Source organism: Microbacterium sp. RU33B (assembly GCF_900155915.1).
Classification (GTDB): domain Bacteria; phylum Actinomycetota; class Actinomycetes; order Actinomycetales; family Microbacteriaceae; genus Microbacterium.
In genome coordinates this window covers 1-20072 of sequence record NZ_FTPO01000004.1, presented here as the reverse complement: position 1 = coordinate 20072, position 20072 = coordinate 1, and the positions used below count along the sequence as shown (strand labels likewise).

General features: G+C 67.5%; 18 protein-coding genes, 1 tRNA gene and 1 pseudogene. 12 read left to right on the top strand and 8 right to left on the bottom strand.

Features of this window, described 5'->3' with window-relative positions; translation table 11 throughout:
- The first annotated feature begins 49 nt into the window (after positions 1-49).
- The 3 genes from B0B14_RS15875 to B0B14_RS15865 all read left to right on the top strand — a co-directional run bounded on the left by B0B14_RS15875 (position 50) and on the right by B0B14_RS15865 (position 2364).
- The gene (locus B0B14_RS15875; RefSeq protein ID WP_076683745.1) at positions 50-1324 is read left to right on the top strand and encodes an LCP family protein; all 1275 of its coding nucleotides are present in this window, start codon (positions 50-52) and stop codon (positions 1322-1324) included.
- A gap of 71 nt (positions 1325-1395) precedes the next feature.
- The gene (locus B0B14_RS15870; RefSeq protein ID WP_076683743.1) at positions 1396-2199 is read left to right on the top strand and encodes an SDR family oxidoreductase; all 804 of its coding nucleotides are present in this window, start codon (positions 1396-1398) and stop codon (positions 2197-2199) included.
- 73 nt (positions 2200-2272) lie between these two features.
- Positions 2273-2364 (top strand) — tRNA-Ser (locus B0B14_RS15865).
- Here B0B14_RS15865 and B0B14_RS15860 read toward each other — a convergent pair.
- Both B0B14_RS15860 and B0B14_RS15855 read right to left on the bottom strand, forming a co-directional pair.
- The gene (locus B0B14_RS15860) at positions 2326-3438 is read right to left on the bottom strand and encodes an alpha/beta hydrolase family protein (RefSeq protein ID WP_076683741.1); all 1113 of its coding nucleotides are present in this window, start codon (positions 3436-3438) and stop codon (positions 2326-2328) included. The two genes, B0B14_RS15865 and B0B14_RS15860, sit on opposite strands and share 39 nt — an antisense overlap.
- Positions 3439-3509: 71 nt before the next feature.
- Positions 3510-4088, bottom strand: a complete 579-nt coding sequence (locus B0B14_RS15855) for a DUF6790 family protein (protein ID WP_076683739.1) — start codon at positions 4086-4088, stop codon at positions 3510-3512.
- A 195-nt stretch (positions 4089-4283) separates the two neighbouring features.
- Here B0B14_RS15855 and B0B14_RS16975 point away from each other — a divergent pair.
- The 3 genes and pseudogenes from B0B14_RS16975 to B0B14_RS15845 all read left to right on the top strand — a co-directional run.
- A pseudogene (locus B0B14_RS16975) lies at positions 4284-4637 on the top strand (ATP-binding protein); the annotation flags it as partial.
- A gap of 510 nt (positions 4638-5147) precedes the next feature.
- Positions 5148-6953 carry a LuxR family transcriptional regulator gene (locus B0B14_RS15850; RefSeq protein ID WP_256714426.1) on the top strand — a complete coding sequence of 602 codons (1806 nt, stop codon included), beginning with the start codon at positions 5148-5150 and terminating at the stop codon, positions 6951-6953.
- 100 nt (positions 6954-7053) lie between these two features.
- Positions 7054-7593 (top strand): DUF6790 family protein, encoded by a 540-nt coding sequence (locus B0B14_RS15845; RefSeq protein WP_179085354.1) that lies wholly within the window; start codon positions 7054-7056, stop codon positions 7591-7593.
- 189 nt (positions 7594-7782) lie between these two features.
- On the opposite strand, the gene soxR is transcribed toward B0B14_RS15845, so the two are convergent.
- Complete coding sequence (soxR, locus tag B0B14_RS15840) at positions 7783-8244, bottom strand: redox-sensitive transcriptional activator SoxR (protein WP_076683734.1); 462 nt, start codon at positions 8242-8244, stop codon at positions 7783-7785.
- A gap of 73 nt (positions 8245-8317) precedes the next feature.
- Here soxR and B0B14_RS15835 point away from each other — a divergent pair, with 73 nt between their 5' ends.
- A complete protein-coding gene (locus tag B0B14_RS15835) occupies positions 8318-8839 on the top strand; it encodes a DUF6506 family protein (RefSeq protein WP_076683732.1) in 522 nt (173 codons plus the stop codon).
- Here B0B14_RS15835 and B0B14_RS15830 read toward each other — a convergent pair.
- The 5 genes from B0B14_RS15830 to B0B14_RS15810 all read right to left on the bottom strand — a co-directional run bounded on the left by B0B14_RS15830 (position 8816) and on the right by B0B14_RS15810 (position 14605).
- Positions 8816-9400 (bottom strand): YybH family protein, encoded by a 585-nt coding sequence (locus B0B14_RS15830; RefSeq protein WP_083710673.1) that lies wholly within the window; start codon positions 9398-9400, stop codon positions 8816-8818. The genes B0B14_RS15835 and B0B14_RS15830 overlap by 24 nt on opposite strands.
- A 142-nt stretch (positions 9401-9542) precedes the next feature.
- Positions 9543-10151 (bottom strand): bifunctional 4-hydroxy-2-oxoglutarate aldolase/2-dehydro-3-deoxy-phosphogluconate aldolase, encoded by a 609-nt coding sequence (locus B0B14_RS15825; RefSeq protein WP_076683728.1) that lies wholly within the window; start codon positions 10149-10151, stop codon positions 9543-9545.
- Entirely contained in the window at positions 10148-11044 is an 897-nt protein-coding gene (locus tag B0B14_RS15820) for a sugar kinase (protein ID WP_076683726.1), read from the bottom strand. Before B0B14_RS15820 ends, B0B14_RS15825 begins: the two co-directional genes overlap by 4 nt.
- Positions 11037-11720 carry a GntR family transcriptional regulator gene (locus B0B14_RS15815; RefSeq protein ID WP_179085353.1) on the bottom strand — a complete coding sequence of 228 codons (684 nt, stop codon included), beginning with the start codon at positions 11718-11720 and terminating at the stop codon, positions 11037-11039. The genes B0B14_RS15820 and B0B14_RS15815 overlap by 8 nt, the downstream gene beginning before the upstream one ends.
- 125 nt (positions 11721-11845) lie before the next feature.
- Complete coding sequence (locus tag B0B14_RS15810) at positions 11846-14605, bottom strand: golvesin C-terminal-like domain-containing protein (RefSeq protein ID WP_076683721.1); 2760 nt, start codon at positions 14603-14605, stop codon at positions 11846-11848.
- A 135-nt stretch (positions 14606-14740) separates the two neighbouring features.
- Between B0B14_RS15810 and B0B14_RS15805 the strand changes: the two genes are divergently transcribed.
- Genes B0B14_RS15805 through B0B14_RS15785 form a run of 5 tightly spaced genes read left to right on the top strand, consistent with a single transcriptional unit; the run spans position 14741 to position 19945 of the window.
- Complete coding sequence (locus B0B14_RS15805) at positions 14741-15637, top strand: carbohydrate ABC transporter permease (RefSeq protein WP_256714424.1); 897 nt, start codon at positions 14741-14743, stop codon at positions 15635-15637.
- A gap of 2 nt (positions 15638-15639) precedes the next feature.
- Positions 15640-16581 (top strand): carbohydrate ABC transporter permease, encoded by a 942-nt coding sequence (locus tag B0B14_RS15800; RefSeq protein ID WP_076683719.1) that lies wholly within the window; start codon positions 15640-15642, stop codon positions 16579-16581.
- Positions 16582-16630: 49 nt separating this feature from the next.
- Complete coding sequence (locus B0B14_RS15795) at positions 16631-17938, top strand: sugar ABC transporter substrate-binding protein (protein ID WP_076683717.1); 1308 nt, start codon at positions 16631-16633, stop codon at positions 17936-17938.
- 2 nt (positions 17939-17940) lie between these two features.
- Positions 17941-19149 (top strand): mandelate racemase/muconate lactonizing enzyme family protein, encoded by a 1209-nt coding sequence (locus B0B14_RS15790; RefSeq protein ID WP_076683715.1) that lies wholly within the window; start codon positions 17941-17943, stop codon positions 19147-19149.
- Positions 19150-19153: 4 nt separating this feature from the next.
- Positions 19154-19945, top strand: coding sequence for an SDR family NAD(P)-dependent oxidoreductase (locus B0B14_RS15785; RefSeq protein WP_076683713.1), 792 nt, complete (start codon positions 19154-19156; stop codon positions 19943-19945).
- Positions 19946-20072: the final 127 nt, after the last annotated feature.

The window sequence follows — 20072 nt, the reverse complement described above, 5'->3', positions numbered from 1 at the left end:
GGTGTGCGCGGCGAGAGCCCGACCAGGCAGATCCCCCGAGAGGACCCGAGTGAGCCCGACGACCAAGCCCGCCCCGCGCGGCCGTCACACCGTTGCGCGCCACGGCGAGCTCAAGTCGCCGAACCCCTTCAGCATGCTGCTGAAGGTCGTCGGCATCGCCGCGATCGTCGCGCTCGTCTCCGGTATCAGCGTGGCCGCGTACGCGGCATACGACCTCACGGCGAGCTTCACCGACGACGCCGTGGAGCTCGAGGGCAACGAGAACCTGCCGCCCGACATCGGAGCCATCGAGGGCGGCGTCAACCTGTTCCTCGCGGGAACGGATGCCTGCGAAGAGGCGTACGCGAGCATCTTCGGCGACCGCTGCACCGGTGCCGACGCCGAGGGCGAGCTCAACGACGTCAACATGCTCGTGCACATCTCCGACGCTCCGCGTCGCGTCACGGTCATCTCCTTCCCGCGCGACCTCATGCTGCCCATCCCGTCGTGCACGGCGGAGGACGGGTCGCAGACGAGCGCCATGTCGAAGCAGCCCCTCAACTCCGCGTTCAGCGTCGGCGGCCTCGCGTGCGTCGTGAAGGCGGTCTCCCAGCTCACCGGGCAGCCCATCCAGTACGCCGCGAAGGTCACGTGGGGCGGTGTGATCGAGGTCACGAACGCGATCGGCGGCGTAGAGGTGTGCCTCGCCAACGGCATCCGCGACAAGTACACGGGCATCGACTGGCCCGCCGGCAACCGCAACATCGCCGGTGTCGAGGCCCTCCAGTTCCTCCGCACCCGCCACGGCGTCGGCAACGGCGGCGACCTCGGCCGCATCTCGAACCAGCAGCAGTACATGTCGAGGCTCGCCCGCAAGCTCGTGAGCGAAGAGGTGCTCTCCAACCCGGCGACGCTGTACAAGCTGGCCGTCACCGCGGTCGACAACGTCACGCCCTCGCAGAGCCTCACCAATCCGATGACGCTCGTGCAGATCGCGCTCGCCGTGAAGAACGTGCCATTCGAGGAGATCGTCTTCGTGCAGTACCCCGTGAACGGCGACCCGGACGACCCCAACAAGGTCGTGCCGAACAAGGTCGCCGCCCAGTCGCTGTGGGATGCCCTCGAGGCCAATCAGCCGCTCATCCTCACGGGCGATGCCAGCCAAGGAGACGGTGTGGTCGTCGTCGATCCGGGCACCCCTGCGCCCGATCCGGCCGCGACGGCCGGCGCGACTCCCGGCGCCACGGATGCCCCTGTCGAGACCGGCGTCGAACTCGACTCGGCCATCACCGGACAGACCGCCGCGCAGGAGACCTGCTCGAACGGCAACGTCGCGCAGAGGTAGCGCCTTACGCGTCGAGCCGCACGATGTAAACCCCGCAGACGGGGGACGCGCCGACGCCTAGCGTCGGAGGCATGCAGAAGCCCTTCACTCCCCGCCACGCGGTCGTCACGGCATCCGATTCCGGCATCGGCGCGGCGACGGCCATCGCGCTCGCCGAGCAGGGGCTCGACGTCGGGGTCACCTGGCACAGCGACCGCGAGGGCGCCGAGGCGACGGCCGAAGCCGTGCGGGCCCGCGGATCCCGCGCCGTCGTGGCGCAGCTCGACGTGACCCGACTCGACGACGCGCGTCGCACCCTCGAAGGGCTCTTCGACGAGCTCGGCGGCGTCGACGTCTTCGTGAGCAATGCCGGGGGCGGCGGTGGCACCCCGGTGACCGAGATCTCCGTCGAGGAGTGGCGCGACGTGCTCGCTCTCAACCTCGACGGCGCGTTCGTCGGCATGCAGGCGGCAGCCCGGCGCATGCTCTCGGCCGGCACCGGCGGACGCATCATCGCGGTCAGCAGCGTGCACGAGCACCAGCCCCGGGTCGGATCCGCCGCCTACGTCGCCGCCAAGCACGGACTCGGTGGCCTCGTCGAGACGATGGCGATCGAGCTCGGCCCGCTCGGCATCACGGTGAATGCGGTCGCACCGGGCGAGATCGCCACTCCGCTGAACGACATGACCTCGGAGGACGCCCAGCACGAGCGTCGTCCGGGCATCCCGCTCGCCCGCCCCGGCACCCCCGAAGAGATCGCCGCGGTCGTCGCGTTCCTCGCCTCGCCGGCCGCGTCGTACGTGACCGGTGCGAGCTGGGCGGTCGACGGCGGCATGCTCCTCATGGGCCCGCAGGCGGGGTCGCATCTGCGCTCCGTGGATTGGCGCGAGGTCTGAGGGCGGTTCGGCTCCGCGGAGTTCACCAGGTATGATTGCCAGGCGCATCCATGCTCTTGCGAGCCGGATGCCTGGAGACGTCGCATAGTTCGGCCTAGTGCACCACCCTGCTAAGGTGGAGTCCCCTCACGGGGACCGAGGGTTCAAATCCCTCCGTCTCCGCCACAACGCCCGGTCAGACTTCGTTCGCTCGCGCGCGGTCGACCGCGAGAGCCGCTCATCGAGCCAGGCGAACATCCGCTCGGCTGTCAGGGCGCGGGCGAGCGGCTGACCGTGGCCGCTCGCGCCTTCTGCGGCCGTGAAGCGGAAGAGGGTCGAGATCCCCGGGGTCATCGCTGCGAGTCGATCGGACTGACCCGGCCAGATCTGTTCGTCCTCGGCGCTCATGATGAGCAACGGAGTGACGATCGCACCGGCGACGGTTTCCAGCTCATCCGCTCGGGTTGCGGCCTCGACCACTCCCGGGTCGACGACTCCGGCGGCGAAGCGGTGTTCGAATGCCAGTGCCCGCGCCACCCAGTACCCGCCCTGCCCGACGCCATAGACGCAGATCCGCTCCGAGGCGACGTCGTCGCGCGCAGCGAGGTAGTCGAACACCGGTGTCAGCACGTGCTCCCAGTCCGGACGGCACGGAATGCCGCGTTCGAACAGCTGCGACTGCTGACCGGGCCCGTCGAACAGGAGCACGTCGTACCCCTGCGCGTGCGCAGCGGCGCCGACCGAGCCCCACAGGGCGGCGAGAGACCCACGTGAACCGTTGACGACGACCAGCGTCCGGCGCCGGGCGGGGGATGCCACGCGGAACAGCCAGCCCGGAAGCGACCCGGAGCCGCAGGGGATGTCCACCCGCTCGACATCGGCGGGCGTGCACGCGACGAACGAGTCCCACGCATCGCGCTGCTCGCGGAACGTGAGCGATGTCTCGGCGGGGTTCTCGAGGGCGGAGGCCGCCTGGACGGCGACGTCGTAGGCGACCGACGCGCGGAGGTACCCGCCCGCGGCGCTCACCCTGCGTCCCGCGGACTCCTCGAGGTGGGCGGTGTCTGCCGTTCGCTGGGCGAGGCTGTGCCAGGCGCGGAACCACTCAGCGTGGTCGCCTTCGCCGACCCCCGCGGTCGCCGCGAGCACAGCCCCCAGGTCCGCTCCGCCGCCGAACGAGAGCCCGATCACCCGCTTGATCTCCCAGTCGAACTCGTCGTCGGCGGAGAACCGGATGTCCGAAGGTGTAGGGGTGGGCATCGTCTGGAGTCCTCGTGCTCGGGTGTCGGTGATCGGTGCTGTGCGGCCGCGGGCCGCCCGGGAAGGCCGCCTCACATACGGACGGCGGCACGGGCGCTCTGGGGGGCGAATGCGCTGGCGTCGGTCGTGTCGTCCTGACGACGGATCGCGACGATGTGCCAGATCATGAGAGCCAGCCCGACGGTGTTGATGGCGATGTCGGAGAAGAGCAGGAGGCCGGTGTTGTTGGCTGCGTAGTCATGGTTCACGACCATCTGGTAGATGTGACCGGCGGCGGCGCCGTAGCCGAAGATCGCGACGGCGACGATGATGGCGACCTTGCCGATGAGGGGGGCGGCCCGTCGACCCAGGATGAACGCCATGACACCCACGCCGAGGCTGCTGATGGCCAGTTCGAGCTGGAAGGGGCTCTGAGCCCACCCGATGGTCTTCGCGGCGTAGTCGCCGAAGAAGGAGTGCATGACGAAGTTGACCGTCTGCGCAACGCCGACCGCCCAGATGACGAAGGAGTTCAGAAGGGTACCGCTGACGAACTCGGCAGTGCGCCGACCTCGGTGGGAGAGGATCTTCACCGCGGCGACGATGAGGCCGACGACGAAAAGGGTGGTCATGTAGTTGCCGATGAGAGCGGCGATCACAGTGGCGATCATGAGGGGACTCCATTGAGTGAGATGGGCGAGAAGAGTGTCCCGGTGACGACCGGTACTCCCAGCGTGCAGGCGGATCGGATCGGCGCGGCTGTCCCTTACGTCTAGTCGTGCCGCCGTCGATTTCGCGCCGATAGACTCGCGCGTAGCGAGTCGGGTGTGAACGGCGCGGGAGCGATTCGACGAGGTGGAGAAGCCATGGCGATGCGGTGGCCTGAGACCATCGAGCGGATCGTTCGCTCAGCCGTCGAGTCTGCCGCGGCCGGCACGCCGACGGTGCTCGATATCGCGGGCGAGGCGGGGTACGGCAAGAGTTCCTTGGCCCGCTGGGTGGCGCGTCACTTTCCGCCCGGCCAGGTACTGCGTGTCTCGGCGCGGGAGAATGATCAGGCCGACTCGCTCGCGGTGGCCCGACAGCTCGAGCCGGACCTGCCTCCGGATGACTTCAACCGACTGCGGGTCGCGCGCCGGCTGGGCGAGGTCATCGACGAACGGCATCTCAGCGGCCCCGTCGCTCTGCTCATCGACGACCTGCAGTGGTCGGACCCCGAATCGATCGATGCGCTCGGTGTCCTGCTGGAGCGCATGGCGGGCGATCGTGTGCTGATCATCGCCGCACATCGCCCCAGCGGGCCGCGCCATCGCCAGTGGAATGCGGTCATGGAGGCGGCCGAGGCGCTGTTCCGTATCACGCTCGACGGGCTCGACCAGGAGACGAGCCTCACTGTCGTGCGGGCGGAGGACCCCTCCGCCACTCCCGAGTTCGCCGATGCGCTCCGGCGTCACACCGGCGGCAGTCCTCTTCTCCTCCGCTCCCTGCTGAGCGAATACCCGATCGCCTCTCTGCGCGCGATGGCCGAGCGCGGTCGACTGCCCGCTCCCAGCGACCTCGTTTCGATGTTCCGCGCTCATCTGTCGGAGCTCGACCCCGAACCGGTCCGAGTGCTCGAGACGCTCGCGGTCTTGGGCGACACGGGGGCGGACGAGTTCATCATCGCCGCCGTCGCTGGGGTCGACCACGTCGACGAAGCTCTCGCCGCCCTTCGCGCAGAGCGGCTCGTCGTGCGCGAGGAGCATCCCGTGCCGAGGGCCCGGATCTTCCACGGTGTGGTCCGTGCCGCCATCTACGAGACCATCCCACTCTCACAGCGGCAGCGCCTGCATGGTCGAGCTGCCGCGCGGATGCCCTCGGCTCGCGAGCGCCTCGATCATCGTGTTGCGGCGGCCAGCGGAATGAACGACGGCCTCGCTTCGGACCTCGACGCCTTCGCCGACGAACTGCACGACGCGCGCCACTACCGTCAGGCCGCGCACACACGACGGCAGGCCGCTTACCTCAGTGCCGCGCCCGACGCACGCGCCCACCGTGAGCTTGACGCAGACTTCGACGCGATCCTCGCGCTGGACATGGACGACGTCAGCACCCTCGGCGATGGCACCGGTGCGGAGCCGCGAGCGCGGTTCATCCGTGGAGCGCAGTTGGCGGCCGAGCGCGACTACAGCGCGGCCGCCGACGTGCTGGCAACGTTGACCGACGCCGAACTCTCCGATCTGGATGACCGGGCTGCGTACCGCGCACGTGTCATTCGAGCATGGGCGACCATCTCCTGCGGCCGTTCCGCGGCGCAGGCCAAGGAGGACATCCGCATCGCGGAGACGTCTCCCGACCCCGACCGCGCGATCCAGGGCTATCTGTCGATCACACGCGGACAGGCGGAGTTCGTGACCACCGCCCCCTCCGGACCCGAGACGATTCGCGCGCTGACCGGCGGCGAGCGTTCCACGCTCGCGGCGAGCCCCGAGGGTTTGTCCACGCTCGCGTGGCGCGGCACCTCGCTGTCGTTCTACGGTCTTCCCGCGCGTCAGATCGCCGATCTCGAGATCGTCACCGCGCGCCTCGGCGACGGCATCTTCGACTTCGGCGACGGAGCGTTCTCCGCCTTTCAAGGTTTCGCGTACTTTCTCGATGGACAGTGGGGGCGTGCCGCCATCGCCCTCGACCTCGCACGGGTCGGGCCGCGGCTGCGCCCGGCCCCGCTGACCGCCACCCTGCTGCCGATAGCCTCGCTGATGGCCGGCGACGGCGACACGGCAAGGGAAGAGCTTGCCGCCGCTCGGGCGATCCGTCTCGCCGAACCGCAGTCTGCCGCGGTGGGGCTGGGCGACATCGTCGAGGTCCTCGCGCTTCTTCTGATCGGAACGCCGGATGAGCGCGCACGCTGGTTCGCGTCGAGGACGGCCGATTTCGGACCGATGGATGCCTACGCCGGGCGCCATGTCCAGCTGTTGTGGAAGGTCGCGCGGGCGGTCGCGGCATCGTGGGCGGGCCGATCGGATGTCGTCGCGGACGAGGTGCGCGGCCTGCGTGAGGCCGAGGTCATCCCTTGGGGCGCGCAGGTCGCGCGCTGGCTCGACGCGCGCATCCACGACGACGAACGGTTCGCGGACATCGTCTCGCCGATCTCGCAGAACGGCATCCCCGACTTCCCGCTGCTCGAAGCGCTCATCCACCTCGATCTCGCCCGGCGCACATCCGATCGCCGCGGCGATGAAGCGCGGAGCCGAGCCGAGCGTTCATTCACGGCATTCGGCGGCGAACGGCTCTTGCCGCTGCTGTTCCCTGACGCACCGGAGGGGCGCGCTGCAGATCCAGTCGCAGCATCCCTGCTCGCCCCTCTGTCGGATCGCGAACGCGAGATCGCCACACTTCTCCTCGAGGGACTGAGTTACGCGCAGATCGGGCGCGAGCTCTTCATCACCCGCTCGACCGTGGCCTTCCATCTCACCCGCGTCTATGCCAAGACGAACACGACCTCTCGGCACGAACTGGTGGAGGCCGCCCGCGCGGAGCGGCCACCCGCGCCATGAACCGCACCGGAACTATCCATTTCGTCCAGTCGACCACGCTGACTGCTCGGCCACTCTGAAAGCGCTCCCACGATCGTGGGACGATTTCAGAGAAAGAGACATGGCCCCCATGAGCAACAACACCTATGACGTGTCCACGAGCGAGACGGCCAAGCCGCAGACACCTGCGCGAAAGTCCGTGATCAGCGGCCTGCTGCCGTTCATCGGAGTGATCCTGTTCGTCATCTTCACGATCCTGCAGTTCGCACAAGGCGCCGGGGATGACTGGGGACCCACCCTCGTCCAGAACGCCGTCATCTACATGATCGGCTGGTCCGGCGTCGGGGCCGGGATCTCGCACATCCTCTTCGGTCGGAAGATCTCCCAGAGCATCGGCTTCGACAAGAGCCCCTACGAGCTCGAAGTCGGCTTCGCTGATCTCGCCATGGGAATCGTCGGCCTCCTCGCCGCGCAGTTCTCGCCGGACTACTGGCTCGCGATCATCCTCGTGAGCTCGATCTTCCGGGTCGGGTGCGGCTTCGGGCACATCCGCTCCATGATCCAAGACCGCAACTTCGCGATCAACAACACCGCCATCCTGTTCGTCAACTTCGTCGTGCCCGCGTTCCTGCTGTTCGCCTTCTTCACCTGGGCGCGCTGATCGCCGCGCCCGCCGCCCCATCCGCGCAGATCCACGCATCATCGTGGATCAGGAGTCACACACTCCGTCGGGCGAAGGGCGCCGGGCTGCGGATCAGGGGTGCGCTCGTCGCCATCGGCCTGCGGGCGAGGGCGGCGGCGCTCTCCCCTCGGGCTGCCCGCGGCGAGACCGCGCACCCCAGCCGCGAACTCAGTCCTTGAAGGTTCCCAGTCTCCGGGCGCCCGCTCCCGTGGAAGCGAGCTCGTCATCAGGGTTCAGCAGCGCGCACGCCTTCATCGACAGGCATCCACAGCCGATGCAGCCCGTGAGTTCGCGCTCGAGTTGCTCGATCTCTCGCCGGCGCTCCTCGAGCTGCCGCTTCCACCCGCGGGACGCCGTCTGCCATTCCTTCTGACTGGGTGGTCGATCCATCGGAACCGCAGCGAACACGCTGTGCACGTCGGACAGCGGGATGCCGAGCCGCTTGGCGACGGAGATCAGAGCGACGCGACGCAGCATGTGGCGAGCGAAGAGGCGCTGATTCCCCGCGGTGCGTGTCGATCCGATCAGGCCCAGTTCTTCGTAGAACCGGAGCGCCGAGGTCGCGACACCCGTTCGCTGACTGACCTCGCCGATGGTGAGCAGTTCCCCAGAATCATGCTGATCGGACACTCCGCCTCCGTGATGCCGGCGTCGAGCGCCCGCGATTTGACTTCAAGTGTGCTTGAGCTTTTACCGTTGAGACATGAAAACACACGTACTGATCGAACAGTTCGATGGCGATCCGGCCATCTTCGTCCAAGACGATTCCACCAAGATCGAAGGTGTCATCCCGCGGGACCTCGCAGCCGCCGCGAGGGCCGCGGTGGCCGATGGTGCGGAACGGATCGAGCTGTGCGGGGGGATGTCGGTCGAGCTCGCGACCGAAGTGATCGCCGCGGTCGGTCCATCCGTCGAGGTTCGACTCAATCGCTACGACTACGGTTCGCTGGAACTGGCTGCGGCCTACAAAGAGGCGTACGCCTCCGGAGAATCGATCGATGCCGCCTTCTTCTACAAGGCCAGCTCCACCACAGAGCTTCGGCGCGTGGACTTCATCGGCCTGGTCGCCGGAGTGGCGGACCTGAGCGACCTGAAGGCCCGAGCCCGAGAGGCTCGCGCCGCAGGCGCAAGGATGTACGAGCTGTATGCCGGGTGGGGAATCGAAGCTGCCGCTCTCCTCCGTTCCCTGGATTCCGAGCCCTCACCCGTCGGATTCATCGACTGACCTCGAGTCGCTCAGGTCGATGCGCGGACCGCTCAGGAGCTCTGGGCGGTTCGCGCTCAGGGCGTCGGGGCTCAGTCGTTGAACGGCAGCGCCGCCCGTGTGGACCGAATCCGAGATCCGCAGGGGGCTGTGGAAGAGCTGCAGGGTGATGCACCACGCCCCACTGGCGAGCCGCGAGAGCACGTGGACCGAGCGGGTGTCGCGATCGGTGGAGGTGGGGCGGACGGAGCCGACCACCTGCAGGGGCGCAAGGACGACCACTCTGTCTTCGTCGAGGCGATGAACCAGCCAGTCAGCCCCCGATGTCACGGCAGTGCGGGGAAAGTCGGGTCGGAGGAAGTGCTGGTGAAAGTGCTGGATGACCGCAGCGCGACCCCGGACCGCTGAGCCGAGTCCGGTGAACCAGTCGACGTCCTCGGCGAAGATCCCGTCGAGGAGCGCCGAGTCCCGGTGCGCGAATGCGTCGACGAGTTGCGCCATCACTGCTGTCACCGCTTGCCGGTCGAGTTCTCCGACACCGGAGAGCGTCGGCTGTGCGGGCTCGAGGTGCTGTGCTTTCATCGACGTCTCTGGTCCCTTCGGCCGTGGTCTCTCCAGGAAAGACTGGCTGAAGGTGCGACGGAGCCGACTGGCCGTTTCGAACAGTTCTCGTCCCGCAGACCGGGCGTGCGGAGCCCGCGGCGCGAGTGCGGAAGCCTCGACCTCAGCTCTCGCTGCGTGCAGCGAGAATGCGCTGCAGCATCGGAAGCTGAGCAGGGTCGTCGAGAGCGGACCCGACGGCGACCGCCCTCGCGCCGGCCTCGAGGAAGATCTTGGCGTTGCGTGCGGAGACTCCGCCTGTCGCCACGAATCTCGCCTCGGGGAACGGTGCGAGCATTGCGGTGATCCATTCCGCACCGATGTCGGATGCGGGAAAGGCCTTGAGCCACTCCAGGCCGAGTTTGCGCGCCTGATGCACCTCGGTGGCGGTGGCGACGCCGGGAAGGTGGGGCATCCCGAGGCCGAGCGACGCGCGGGCGACATCGGCGTCGAGGCCGGGGCTCACGGTGAAGACCGCGCCCAGCTCCTGAGCGCGCTGAGCACCTTCGACATCGAGGATGGTGCCGGCCCCGACGGGGTGGCCGTGAGGACGCGCTGCATCGACGAGCGCCGCGAGCGCTTCGGCATCCCTCTCCGTCTGCAACGGCACCTCCACGCACGTGACCCCCAGTTCCCACGCTCTGCGCGCGAGGGCGACCGTGCGCTCAGCGCCATAGCCGCGGAGGATCGCCATGACGGGAACTCCGCCCAGCATCCGATCGAATCCGGTCATGCGGCACGCTCCCTCTCCGGCAGATCGGCGAGGGTGGTGAGAGCAAGTGCCGCCCGATCGTGTCCGGACTGCAGCGACTCCGCGGTCGATCGTCCGCGGAGGACGCCCGAGAGGAAACCGGCCGCGAACGCGTCTCCAGCGCCGACGGGCTCGGCCACTTCTACGGCCGGAGCAGCGACGAACACCGGCGCGCGCGACTTCTGGAAGGCGGTGGCGCCCACAGCTCCGTCCTTGACGATCAGCAGATCGGGTTCCGATATCAGAGCCCGGATGTCATCCGCTCGCTCGGTGCCCCAGACCGCCTCAGCTTCATCACGCCCCACGAAGCAGATGTCCGCGCGGCGGGCGAGCGGGAGCAGCGCGGCCGCCGCCGCACTGACCGACCACAGCGCTGGTCGATAGTTCACGTCGAACGAGACCCGGATGCCGCGGTCCTGTGCATCCGCGAACAGATGATCCACCAGGCGGACGCATGTGGGTGACAGCGCCGGCGTCACCCCTGACAGATGCACCACGGTGACCTCGGAGAGAGCCGGAGCCGGGAGGAAACCGGCATCCATCGCCGACGCGGCAGATCCGCGCCGGAAATAGTGCACGGTCGACCCTTCCGGCGATGGATCCTTGAACATCACTCCTGTGGGACGAGTCGGATCCACCACGATGTAGGAGGTGTCGACTCCCCGGGATGCGAGGTCAGAGATGATCCTCTGGCCGATGGGATCGGCGCCGACGCGAGAGGCGAATATCGGCGAGTGGCCGAGCGCGGCGAGGTGCGCTGCGACGTTCGACTCCGCCCCGGCCACGCCCGCCGCGAAGCGGTCCGCATTGGCGAGCGGCGCGCCGAGCGGGCTCAGCGTGAGCATCGCCTCGCCGACGGTCAGCACATCAGGCATCGTCGCTCTCGGCGCGGATGAGCTCCTCGGCGGCTTCGAGCTGACCTTGGTTGTGGACATGCGAGCGCATCGTGTCGATCGCCCGCGCGGCGTCGCCGGAGGCGAGCGCGTCGATGATGTCATCGTGCTCCGCGACGGCGCGAGTCCAGTTGGCGGCGAGACCGTTGATCACGGCACGGTAGCGTCGCACCTTGATCAGCAGCTCGGCGACGGACTCGACGATGGTGTCATAGCTGCTGGCGCGGGCGATCGCCAGGTGGAACCGGGCGTTGAGGTCGCTCATCGCGACGACGTCGGATTCGCGGAGCCCTGTTCGCATCTCTTCGTTGATCTGGCGCAGATCCTCGACGACGGCGTCGTCGATGTGGGTGACCGCGAGCTGCATCCCGAGGGTCTCCACCTGCTCGCGGAGCAGGTAGATCCCGCGGATCTCGTGAAACGGCAGTGGCGCGACCCGCGGGCCGGCGTGCGGGCTGGTGACCACGAGTCCTGCGGCCTCCAGTCCGGACAGGGCCTCGCGGAGCGGGATCTTACTGATGCCGAGATCTCGGGCGATCTCGTCGAGCACCAGTCGATCGCCGGGGCGGAGCTCGCCGTTGATGATCGCTTCTGCCAGACGCTGACGCACGAGGTTCGCCTTGGTGTCCACGACCAAGGGGTGGCTTGCGAAAGACATGAGTGGTCCTCCCGGATGCTGGGCGAGGCGGCTGTACCGCTTCGCATTTCGTATACTACCGACGCGCGACACGATGTCGATCTGCTCGACTCGCCCGTGTGGCCCGCCGCCTCGCCCAGCATCGCTCATGGGCGGACCTGGACCATCAGGTCGCCGCTGCTCGTCACGCCGGCCGCGTTGACCAGCTCCACCCGATAGGAGTGGGTGCCGGGGGTGCGCGCTGCGACTCTCGTCGTGACGCGCTGCGAGAGAGGCGTCGCCGCCGTCAGCGAGCCCTCGTCGAGCAGGACGCCGTCCTCGAACACGCGGTACGACGTCGCATTCGTCCCCCACCACAGATCCGCCGTGACGGCGAAGGATCCGTCGCCGTCCCAGTTGTCGTGGGAGAGGGCGGGTCTCCCCGGCGCGGCGTCTTTGACAGTGACCGTGAGCGGCGTGCTCGAGGTCACTCCGTGCGGGTTCACGAGCTCGGCGCGGTACACGTATGTTCCGTTCGGCTTCCCCGTGATGGGAAACGACGCCGACTGCGCGGCGGGCGTGGCATCCCTCAGGGTCTTCTCGCCGATCAGTGTGTCGCCCTCGTACAGCCGCACCGACGTCGCGTTCTGACCCCACCACATGTTCATCGACAGCGTGAAATCGCCGAGAGCGAGCCCGTGTGCGTGCCCGATGTTGCTGGAGAGGGCCGGCGACCCGGGGCGGGCCGTCGCGAGCGGCGCCGTAGAGACCCTGACGGCGAGGGCATTCGTCGACACGACCGACTCTCCTGACGTCACTGTGGCGCTCACCTCGGTCGTGCCGCCCGAGAGTGCTGTGATGCGTCCTGCCTCGTCGACGGAAGCGACGGAGGGATCGCTGGAGGAGTACTCGATCGCAGCACCCGCGAGGTCGGCTGCCACGCCGTCGGAGAGGGTGCCGGCGAGCGTGGTGGTCGCCGAGTCTCCGACGACCAGGTCGAGATCGGAGGCGCTGAGCTGTGCCGATTGGAGGACCGGGGCGGATGCTCCGTCGTCCTCAGTCCAGATCTCGATCGACTTCGGCGGGACGATGACCTGGATCACCTGCCCGGACTTCGCGGCGAGCTCCTGATCCTCGACGGTCTTGTCATAGCGGTGGCCGTAGAGGGTCTGGGCGTCGCCCAGGTCGATGTTGAAGCGGAATGGCGAATCGGACCGATTCGTCAACGCGATACCGAGGTCGCCGTCGGGCGATTCCCATGCCATGATGCGCTGACCCTTGCGCACGATCTTCTCATCGACCTGCAGGCGGGTGGAGTCCCAGGGCAGGTGCTGTACGAACGGCGCGACGCCGTGCCAGTTCGTCTTGATCGGCGCCCAGTGCTGCGGAGCGATGTCGGCGTAGGGATCGCCGGGTTCGATCGGGTCATCGCTGGGCCGCCACAATCCGAGGCCGTACCCTTCGGACTCCTTGTTGTATGTCGGCTTGAGTGCATGCAGCCAGTACCAGGTCGGGGCGTCCATGAACGTCATCCAGTTCATGATCGACTGAGCCGTCTCGATCATCCGCGTCTCGCTCGTCTTGTCGTCCAGGAACTCCCACTCGGAGTTGAAGACGTCCTTGCCTTCGAGTCCCGAGTTGATCGCGACGCGGTTGTCGATGAGCTCGTCACTGGATCCCCAGTTGCGGTGGTGCGACCAGGCATCCAGGTACTTCAGCGCTTCCGGGTCGCTCTTGATCAGCGCGGATCCCTGGCCGGTCTGCCCGTGGTGGCTGTCGCCGTGGATGTACACCGAAGGGTCGCGTTCCTTGATCTTCTTGGCCACCTGACGGAAGACCTCGTAGTACTCCTGATGATCGAGGTAGACCGACGAATACCCCGTGAGCGCCGTCGGCTCGTTCTGGAGGCTCCACTGTTTGACGGGGATGCCGTGCGACTCGAGGTACTCGATGTCCTGCACCATCGCGTCGGAGTACTCGTCGACCCAGGCATCCCGCTCGGCCTGATCTTCGATGTGAACGAGGTCCAAGCTTCCCCGGACGAAACTGTCGTTGTCCTTCCAGTACGGGGCGGGCGACCAGTACTCGACGTTCGCGCCCTCGATGCCGGATTCCTCGATCATCTCGGCGAGCTGTTCCATCTGACCCGAGTAGCGCTCGACGATGTTCTTCCTGTCGGGCGTCAGCCCGCGGAGATAGAGCCCCATCGCGAGCCGCACATATCGGAAGCCCGTGAGCATCTCGTCGTAGAATCGCTGCCGCTCCGAGGGGGTCAGATCTCCGGGGACGTACGCCGGACTGTCGTCGGGAAGTCCATTGTTGCCCGATCCGATGCTGTCGCTCTGGATCTCGACGCCGATGCCCAGGATGGTCTGCTTCTCGATGTCGGGGCGCACGCGGTAATCGACGTGCTCGCTGGGTGCGCCCAGCTTGATGGCATCGGCGACCACCACTGCGCCGGCCTTGTTCGTGACCTCGACATAACCGGTGGTGCCGACCTCGAAAGTGTGGTTGCCGAGGAGGATCCACTCGCCGCCCCTGGCCGGCTGCGCGGAGACGGAGTAGCCCACGTCGCCCAGCGCATCGTGGACACGGAACGGGATGTCCCACGCTCGGTCGGTCCCGCCGTCAGGAAGCCAGTAGTACACGCCATACGTACCCGCGACGGGCACATCGGGCGTGAACCTGACGCTCGCCGTCACCGTCGAAGCTTTCGGAGTGGTCAGGTACCCCGTCGCGCCGTAGTAGTTCGGCTTGAACTTCGACAGGGTCCACGTGCCGACGTCGCCCTTGTCGGGGTTGTCGACGATCACCTCCGGGAGGGGAGGGGGTGCCGCCGCCCCCGCCGGAGATACAGGTGACAGTCCTCCGGCCAGCAGGACGGCGAGCGCCATCGCACTCACTCCGGAGAGGAGTCGTCTCTTCATCGGGACCTCCATCATCGTGCGACGTCTATCGTCGCTGATCGTATATCGACTAAAAATATACCGGCGCGGTCCATGGGTTGCAATAGATCGAATTTCGTATATTGTAACCTTCGTGATCTTCATCGAGGAGGACCTGTGAGCGCCATCGATGCCCTCGCCCCCACACGCCGACGGCCTCGCAGCCTGTTCCCGCTGCTTCTCATCGCGCCGGCGGCGGCACTGCTCGTCGCGGTGCTCATCTACCCACTCATCGGAGCGCTCGCCGACGCGTTCTTCGACAGCAACCTGCTGTACCCGGACAAGACGTTCGTCGGACTGGAGAACATCGGTGCCGCGTTCACCGGCGAGTTCTGGGAGCTGCTGGGCAAGACCCTGGCGTTCGCGCTCCCCGCGACCGTGGCGCCCTTCGCGATCGGACTCGTCGCCGCACTCGGTCTGAATCAGCGCATGCGCGGACGCGCCGTGCTGCGATCGGTCCTGCTCTTCCCCTGGGTGCTCCCCGGTGTCGTCGTGTCCTTCCTCTGGCTCTGGATCTTCGACGCGAATTACGGCGTCCTCAACGGCATCCTGCGCTCCCTCGGTGTGATCGGCGAGAACATCGGCTGGCTCGATTCCGGGGCCGGCGCGATGACGGCGGTGGTCGTGGCACGCACCTGGGCATCCTTTCCCTGGATGATGGTGATGCTGCTCGCCGCCCTGCAGTCGTTCCCCGGTGAGACCTACGAGGCCGCGCGCATGGACGGCGCCCACGCGTGGCAGCGATTCCGGTACATCACCGTGCCAGGGCTCATGCCCGTAGCCACGATCGTGGTCCTGCTCGAGTTCATCTGGAACTTCCAGCAGTTCGACCTCCTGTACGTCCTGACCGGCGGCGGGCCCGCGGGCGCGACGACGACGTTCTCCCTCGCGGTCTACGAGACGGCGTTCAAGGGGTTCGACCTCGGAATGGCGGGCGCGCTCGGCATCCTCTGGATGCTCGTGCTCCTGCCGGTGGTGCTGCTGTACCTGCGCGGAATGGAGAACGAGAAGTGACGATGACAACCGCTCCACGACCGATCGCGACGACGAGCGAGCGCATCGCGACGGATGCCGCATCCCGCCCGACGCGCACGGACCGTCGTCAGGAGCGCCGACGCGCCCGCGCGGTGGGGGAGAGCACGGCGATCGCCTGGCTGCGCCGAGTCTCCCTGACGCTCGTCGCGCTGTTCGCGCTGCTGCCGATCTACTGGATGATTCTCACGAGCCTGCGCACGGGGGCCGAGGTGTTCGAGTTCCCGCCGAGGTTCCTCCCCACCTCGGTGACTTTCGACGCGTTCGCGACGATCTTCGCCGACGGCAAACTGCTCCATTACCTCGGCAACAGCCTTCTCGTCGCCTCCGTCACAGCGCTCGGCAGCGTCTTCATCGGGATGTACTGCGCCTACTCGTTCTCGAAGTTCCGCTACCGCGGACGCCGCTCGTTCATGTTCCTCCTCCTGGTGTCGCAACTGTTTCCGCAGATCCTGCTCCTGATCACGATCTACGGCATGTTCAGCGCCTGGGGACTTCTCAACACGTATCCCGCGCTCATCATCTCGTTCACGACGTTCACCCTGCCGCTGTGCGTCTGGATGATGAAGGGCATCTTCGACAACATCCCCGATGACATCATCGAAGCCGCGAAGATGGACGGCGCGGGTCAAGGCGTCATCATCCACCGCATCCTGCTGCCGCTCATCGCGCCGGGCATGATCGCCGCCGGGCTGTTCGCCTTCATCCGAGGCTGGAACGACTTCGTCTTCGCCCTCACGCTCTCCGGCGATGCCACCCGCACGCTGCCCCCGGGGCTGGTCAACACCTACCTGAGCGAGTTCAGCAACCGCTGGCCCGAGCTCATGGCGGCATCCCTCATCGCCTCCGTGCCGGTGATCATCATCTTCCTCGCGCTCCAGCGCTTCTTCGTGGCCGGGCTCAGCTCCGGCGCGATCAAGGGCTGAACCCGCACATCCCGATTCCGCACCACGAAACACCCCCGAAAGGAACACCATGTCCGAAGTTCAGCGTCGAACGCGCCGTCGCCCCCGCGTGATGGCCGTCGTCGGTCTCGCCCTCGTCAGCGCCTTCGCCCTCAGCGCCTGCGCCTCCGGAGGCGGGTCCGCGCCGACATCCGCACCGTCCGACGGTCCCGTCGAGTACCAGGACTTCACCTTCACGAGCTGGAACTACGGCGAGGATGCGCAGAAGGCGCTCATCGAGCAGGAGGTCGCGGGCTTCACCGATGGTAAGGACATCGACGCCGAGCTCGTCTCCTTCCCCTTCGCCGAGTATCGGAATCAGATCCTGCTCCGCTCGCGCGACGGTTCGACCACCGGGGCCGCTCAGCTCGACATCGCCGACATCCAGTCCCTCCAGCGACTCGGCGTGCTCGCCGACCTCAGCCAGTACGCGGCCGAGACCGACTACACCGACGCTGCGCTCAAGAACGGCCAGGTGGACGGTGTCCAGTACGGCCTGCCCTGGTACACCGGCTCCATCGGCCTGATCTCCAACACCGCGCTGCTGAAGCAGGCGGGCGTCACGGAGACGCCCGAGACGGTGACAGAGTTCGAAGACGCGCTGCGAAAGGTCAAGGCGCTCGGCGGCGACGTCGTCCCCTACGCACTTGCGACGAAGCCGGAGACGATCAAGGACTTCATTCCGTGGCTGCAGACCTTCGGCTCGAAGGTCGTCGACGGTGACGAGATCGTGGTCAACGACAAGGGCGCCGTCAAGGCCCTCGAGTGGATCGCGTCGCTGGTCGATGAGGGCCTCGTGAGCCTCAACGTCGGCCGTCCCGAGGCGCGCACGCTCTACAGTCAGGGCAAGGCCGCATTCTTCGACGACGCCAACCAGGTGCGCGGCACGCTGAAGGCCCAGGCGGCGAGCCCCACCCTGCTCGACGACACGCTTCCCATCGCCCGACCCGTCGTGAAGGCCGGCGACGAGCCGCGCTCGCTCGCCTGGGGCGGCCTGCTCGTGGTCTTCACGGAGGGCCCGACGCAGACTGCCGGGGAATTCGCGCACTTCCTCTCCAGCGATGTCGACACCGCGATCAACCGCTTCACGCAGGTCGGCTCCGTCCCGACGACCCAGACCGCGCTCGAGGACCCGGTGTTCGCCGACGACGGATACGCGTCGACCTGGCAGAGTCAGATCACCGACACCGCCTCGCCGAACCCGCTGTGGGTGTTCCCGGAGTACGCCCAGATGGAGGCCAAGCTGGCCGAGCAGATTCAGGCGGTGCTGATCGGGGAGAAGTCCGCTCAGGAGGCCCTGGACACGGCGGCCGCCGAGATGCAGGCGCTGGTCAAGTAGTCATGAGCATCATCGACACCTCCCCGGGAATGGACCGACTCGACGTTGCGGGGGCGGGTTCCCGCATCCGCTCCATCGAAGCGATCCCCCTGATCGCCCCCTTCTCCCGGCTGTATCGGGACGGCGATGTGCCCGGCTGGCTGCTCCAGCCGGCCGCGAGCCACCGGACGCTCGAGCGCAAGGGTCAGTATTCGACCTTGATCCGGGTGACCACCGAGGACGGCGTCGTAGGTGTCGGTGAATGCTATGGGCTGCCTGCTCCGAGGGTGACCGCGCAGATCGTGCGCGACATCATCGCACCTCTGCTCATCGGGGAGGACGCGCTCGCGACCGACTATCTGTGGTCGCGCGTGTTCTCCTCGATGAGCGGGGGTGGTCAGGTGCGCGGCTACTTCCTCGAGGCCATCAGCGGCATCGATGTGGCGCTGTGGGACATCAAGGGCAAGGTGCTCGGGCTCCCCGTGCACCGGCTTCTCGGCGGACCGCACCGCGATCGCGTGGAGGTCTATGCGAGCCCCGTGCCGATGCTCGACGAACCCGGGGAGTCGGCCGACTACGCGCGCTCGTTCGTGGACGCCGGCTTCCACGCTCTCAAGCTGAAGCTCGGCAGAGGGACGCGCGTGGACATCGCCCACGCCGCTGCGGTGCGACAGGCCATCGGTCCAGAGGTCGACCTCTACGTCGACCTCAACTGCGCGTACACGGCGGACCGGGCGGTCGACGTCGTGAGGCGGCTCATCGATCTGGACGTGACGTGGATCGAAGAGCCCGTCGCCGTGGATGACGTCGCGGGGTACCGGAGGATTCGCGACGCGTTTCCGGTGACCCTGGTGAACGGCGAGACGCTGTTCACCCGCTGGGACTTCCGGGACTACCTCCAGGCAGGTGCGGTGGATGTCGTGATGCCCAATCTCGCCCGCGCCGGCGGCATCACGGAATCGCGCAAGATCGCCGCGCTGTGCGAGACCTTCCACGTCGACATCGCTCCGCACGGAGTCGGGTCGGCCGTCGGGCTCGCTGCCGCCCTTCAGCTGTCGGCGTCCGTTCCCAACTTCCGCATCTACGAGTACAACCGCCTGCCGAACCCCCTGCGCGACGAACTTGCGACCACCCCGTTCGAGTTCTCCGACGGGATGCTGCGCGTTCCTTCCGGTCCTGGACTCGGCATCGAGCTCGACTGGTCTCGCGTCGATGAGTTTCGTGCAGAGTAGGACCATGAGTGAGGATCCCCGACCCGTCGCCGTCGTCGTCGGTGCAGGCGGGCAGATCGGAGAGGCGATCGCGAATGCGCTGGCGGGAGACAATCGGCTCGCGCTGATCGATCGGGATGCGCAACGCCTGGCGGAGGTCGCGTCCACACATCCGGGGTCATCCGCATTCGCGATCGATGCCGCATCCACCGCGGAGATCGACAGGGTGTTCGGCATGGTCGCTGAGACGGGACGGTTGGCCCGCCTCGCGATCGCCGTCGGAACGACTCGTGGAGGCTCGCTCGCCGAACTCTCCGACGGGGACTGGCAGGAGACTCTCGACTCGAACCTCCACACCGTCTTCCGCTCGCTGCGCGCCGGGATCCGGTCGATGGCGGATCGTGGCGGCGCCATCGGCATCGTGGGGTCCGTGCACGCCGCGGCCCCTCACCCGGGGTACCCGGCATACGCCGCGGCCAAGGCCGGCGTCGCCGCGATGGCGCGCCAGGCGGCAGCCGAGTACGGACATCGAGGCATCAGGGTGAACCTGGTGACTCCCGGCTGGACAGCGACAGCGCACACCCGATCCCGCCTCGACGACGACGATGCGCGGGCGCTCGACGAGGCGACGCCGCTCAATGGGCAGGTGGGTCCCGGCGATGTCGCGGGAGCCGTCGCCTTCCTCCTCTCGGACTCGGCGAGGATGATCACCGGTGCGGAGATCGTCGTCGACGGAGGTGCCTCGCTCTTGGGCGGAGCGGCAGTCCTGCGGACCGGCTATCGCGAAGCGCTCGGTCTTCGCCCACACCTCGCGTAGAAGCACACGCGTCGTCTCAGGGGCGCGTCATGCGGTCGAGCCAGTGCAGCATGCCCGGGAGGGCGAGGTAGGCGACGCTGCCGTGGTCGGCGAACGAGATCTCGTGGTAGGTGACGGAGATGCCGAG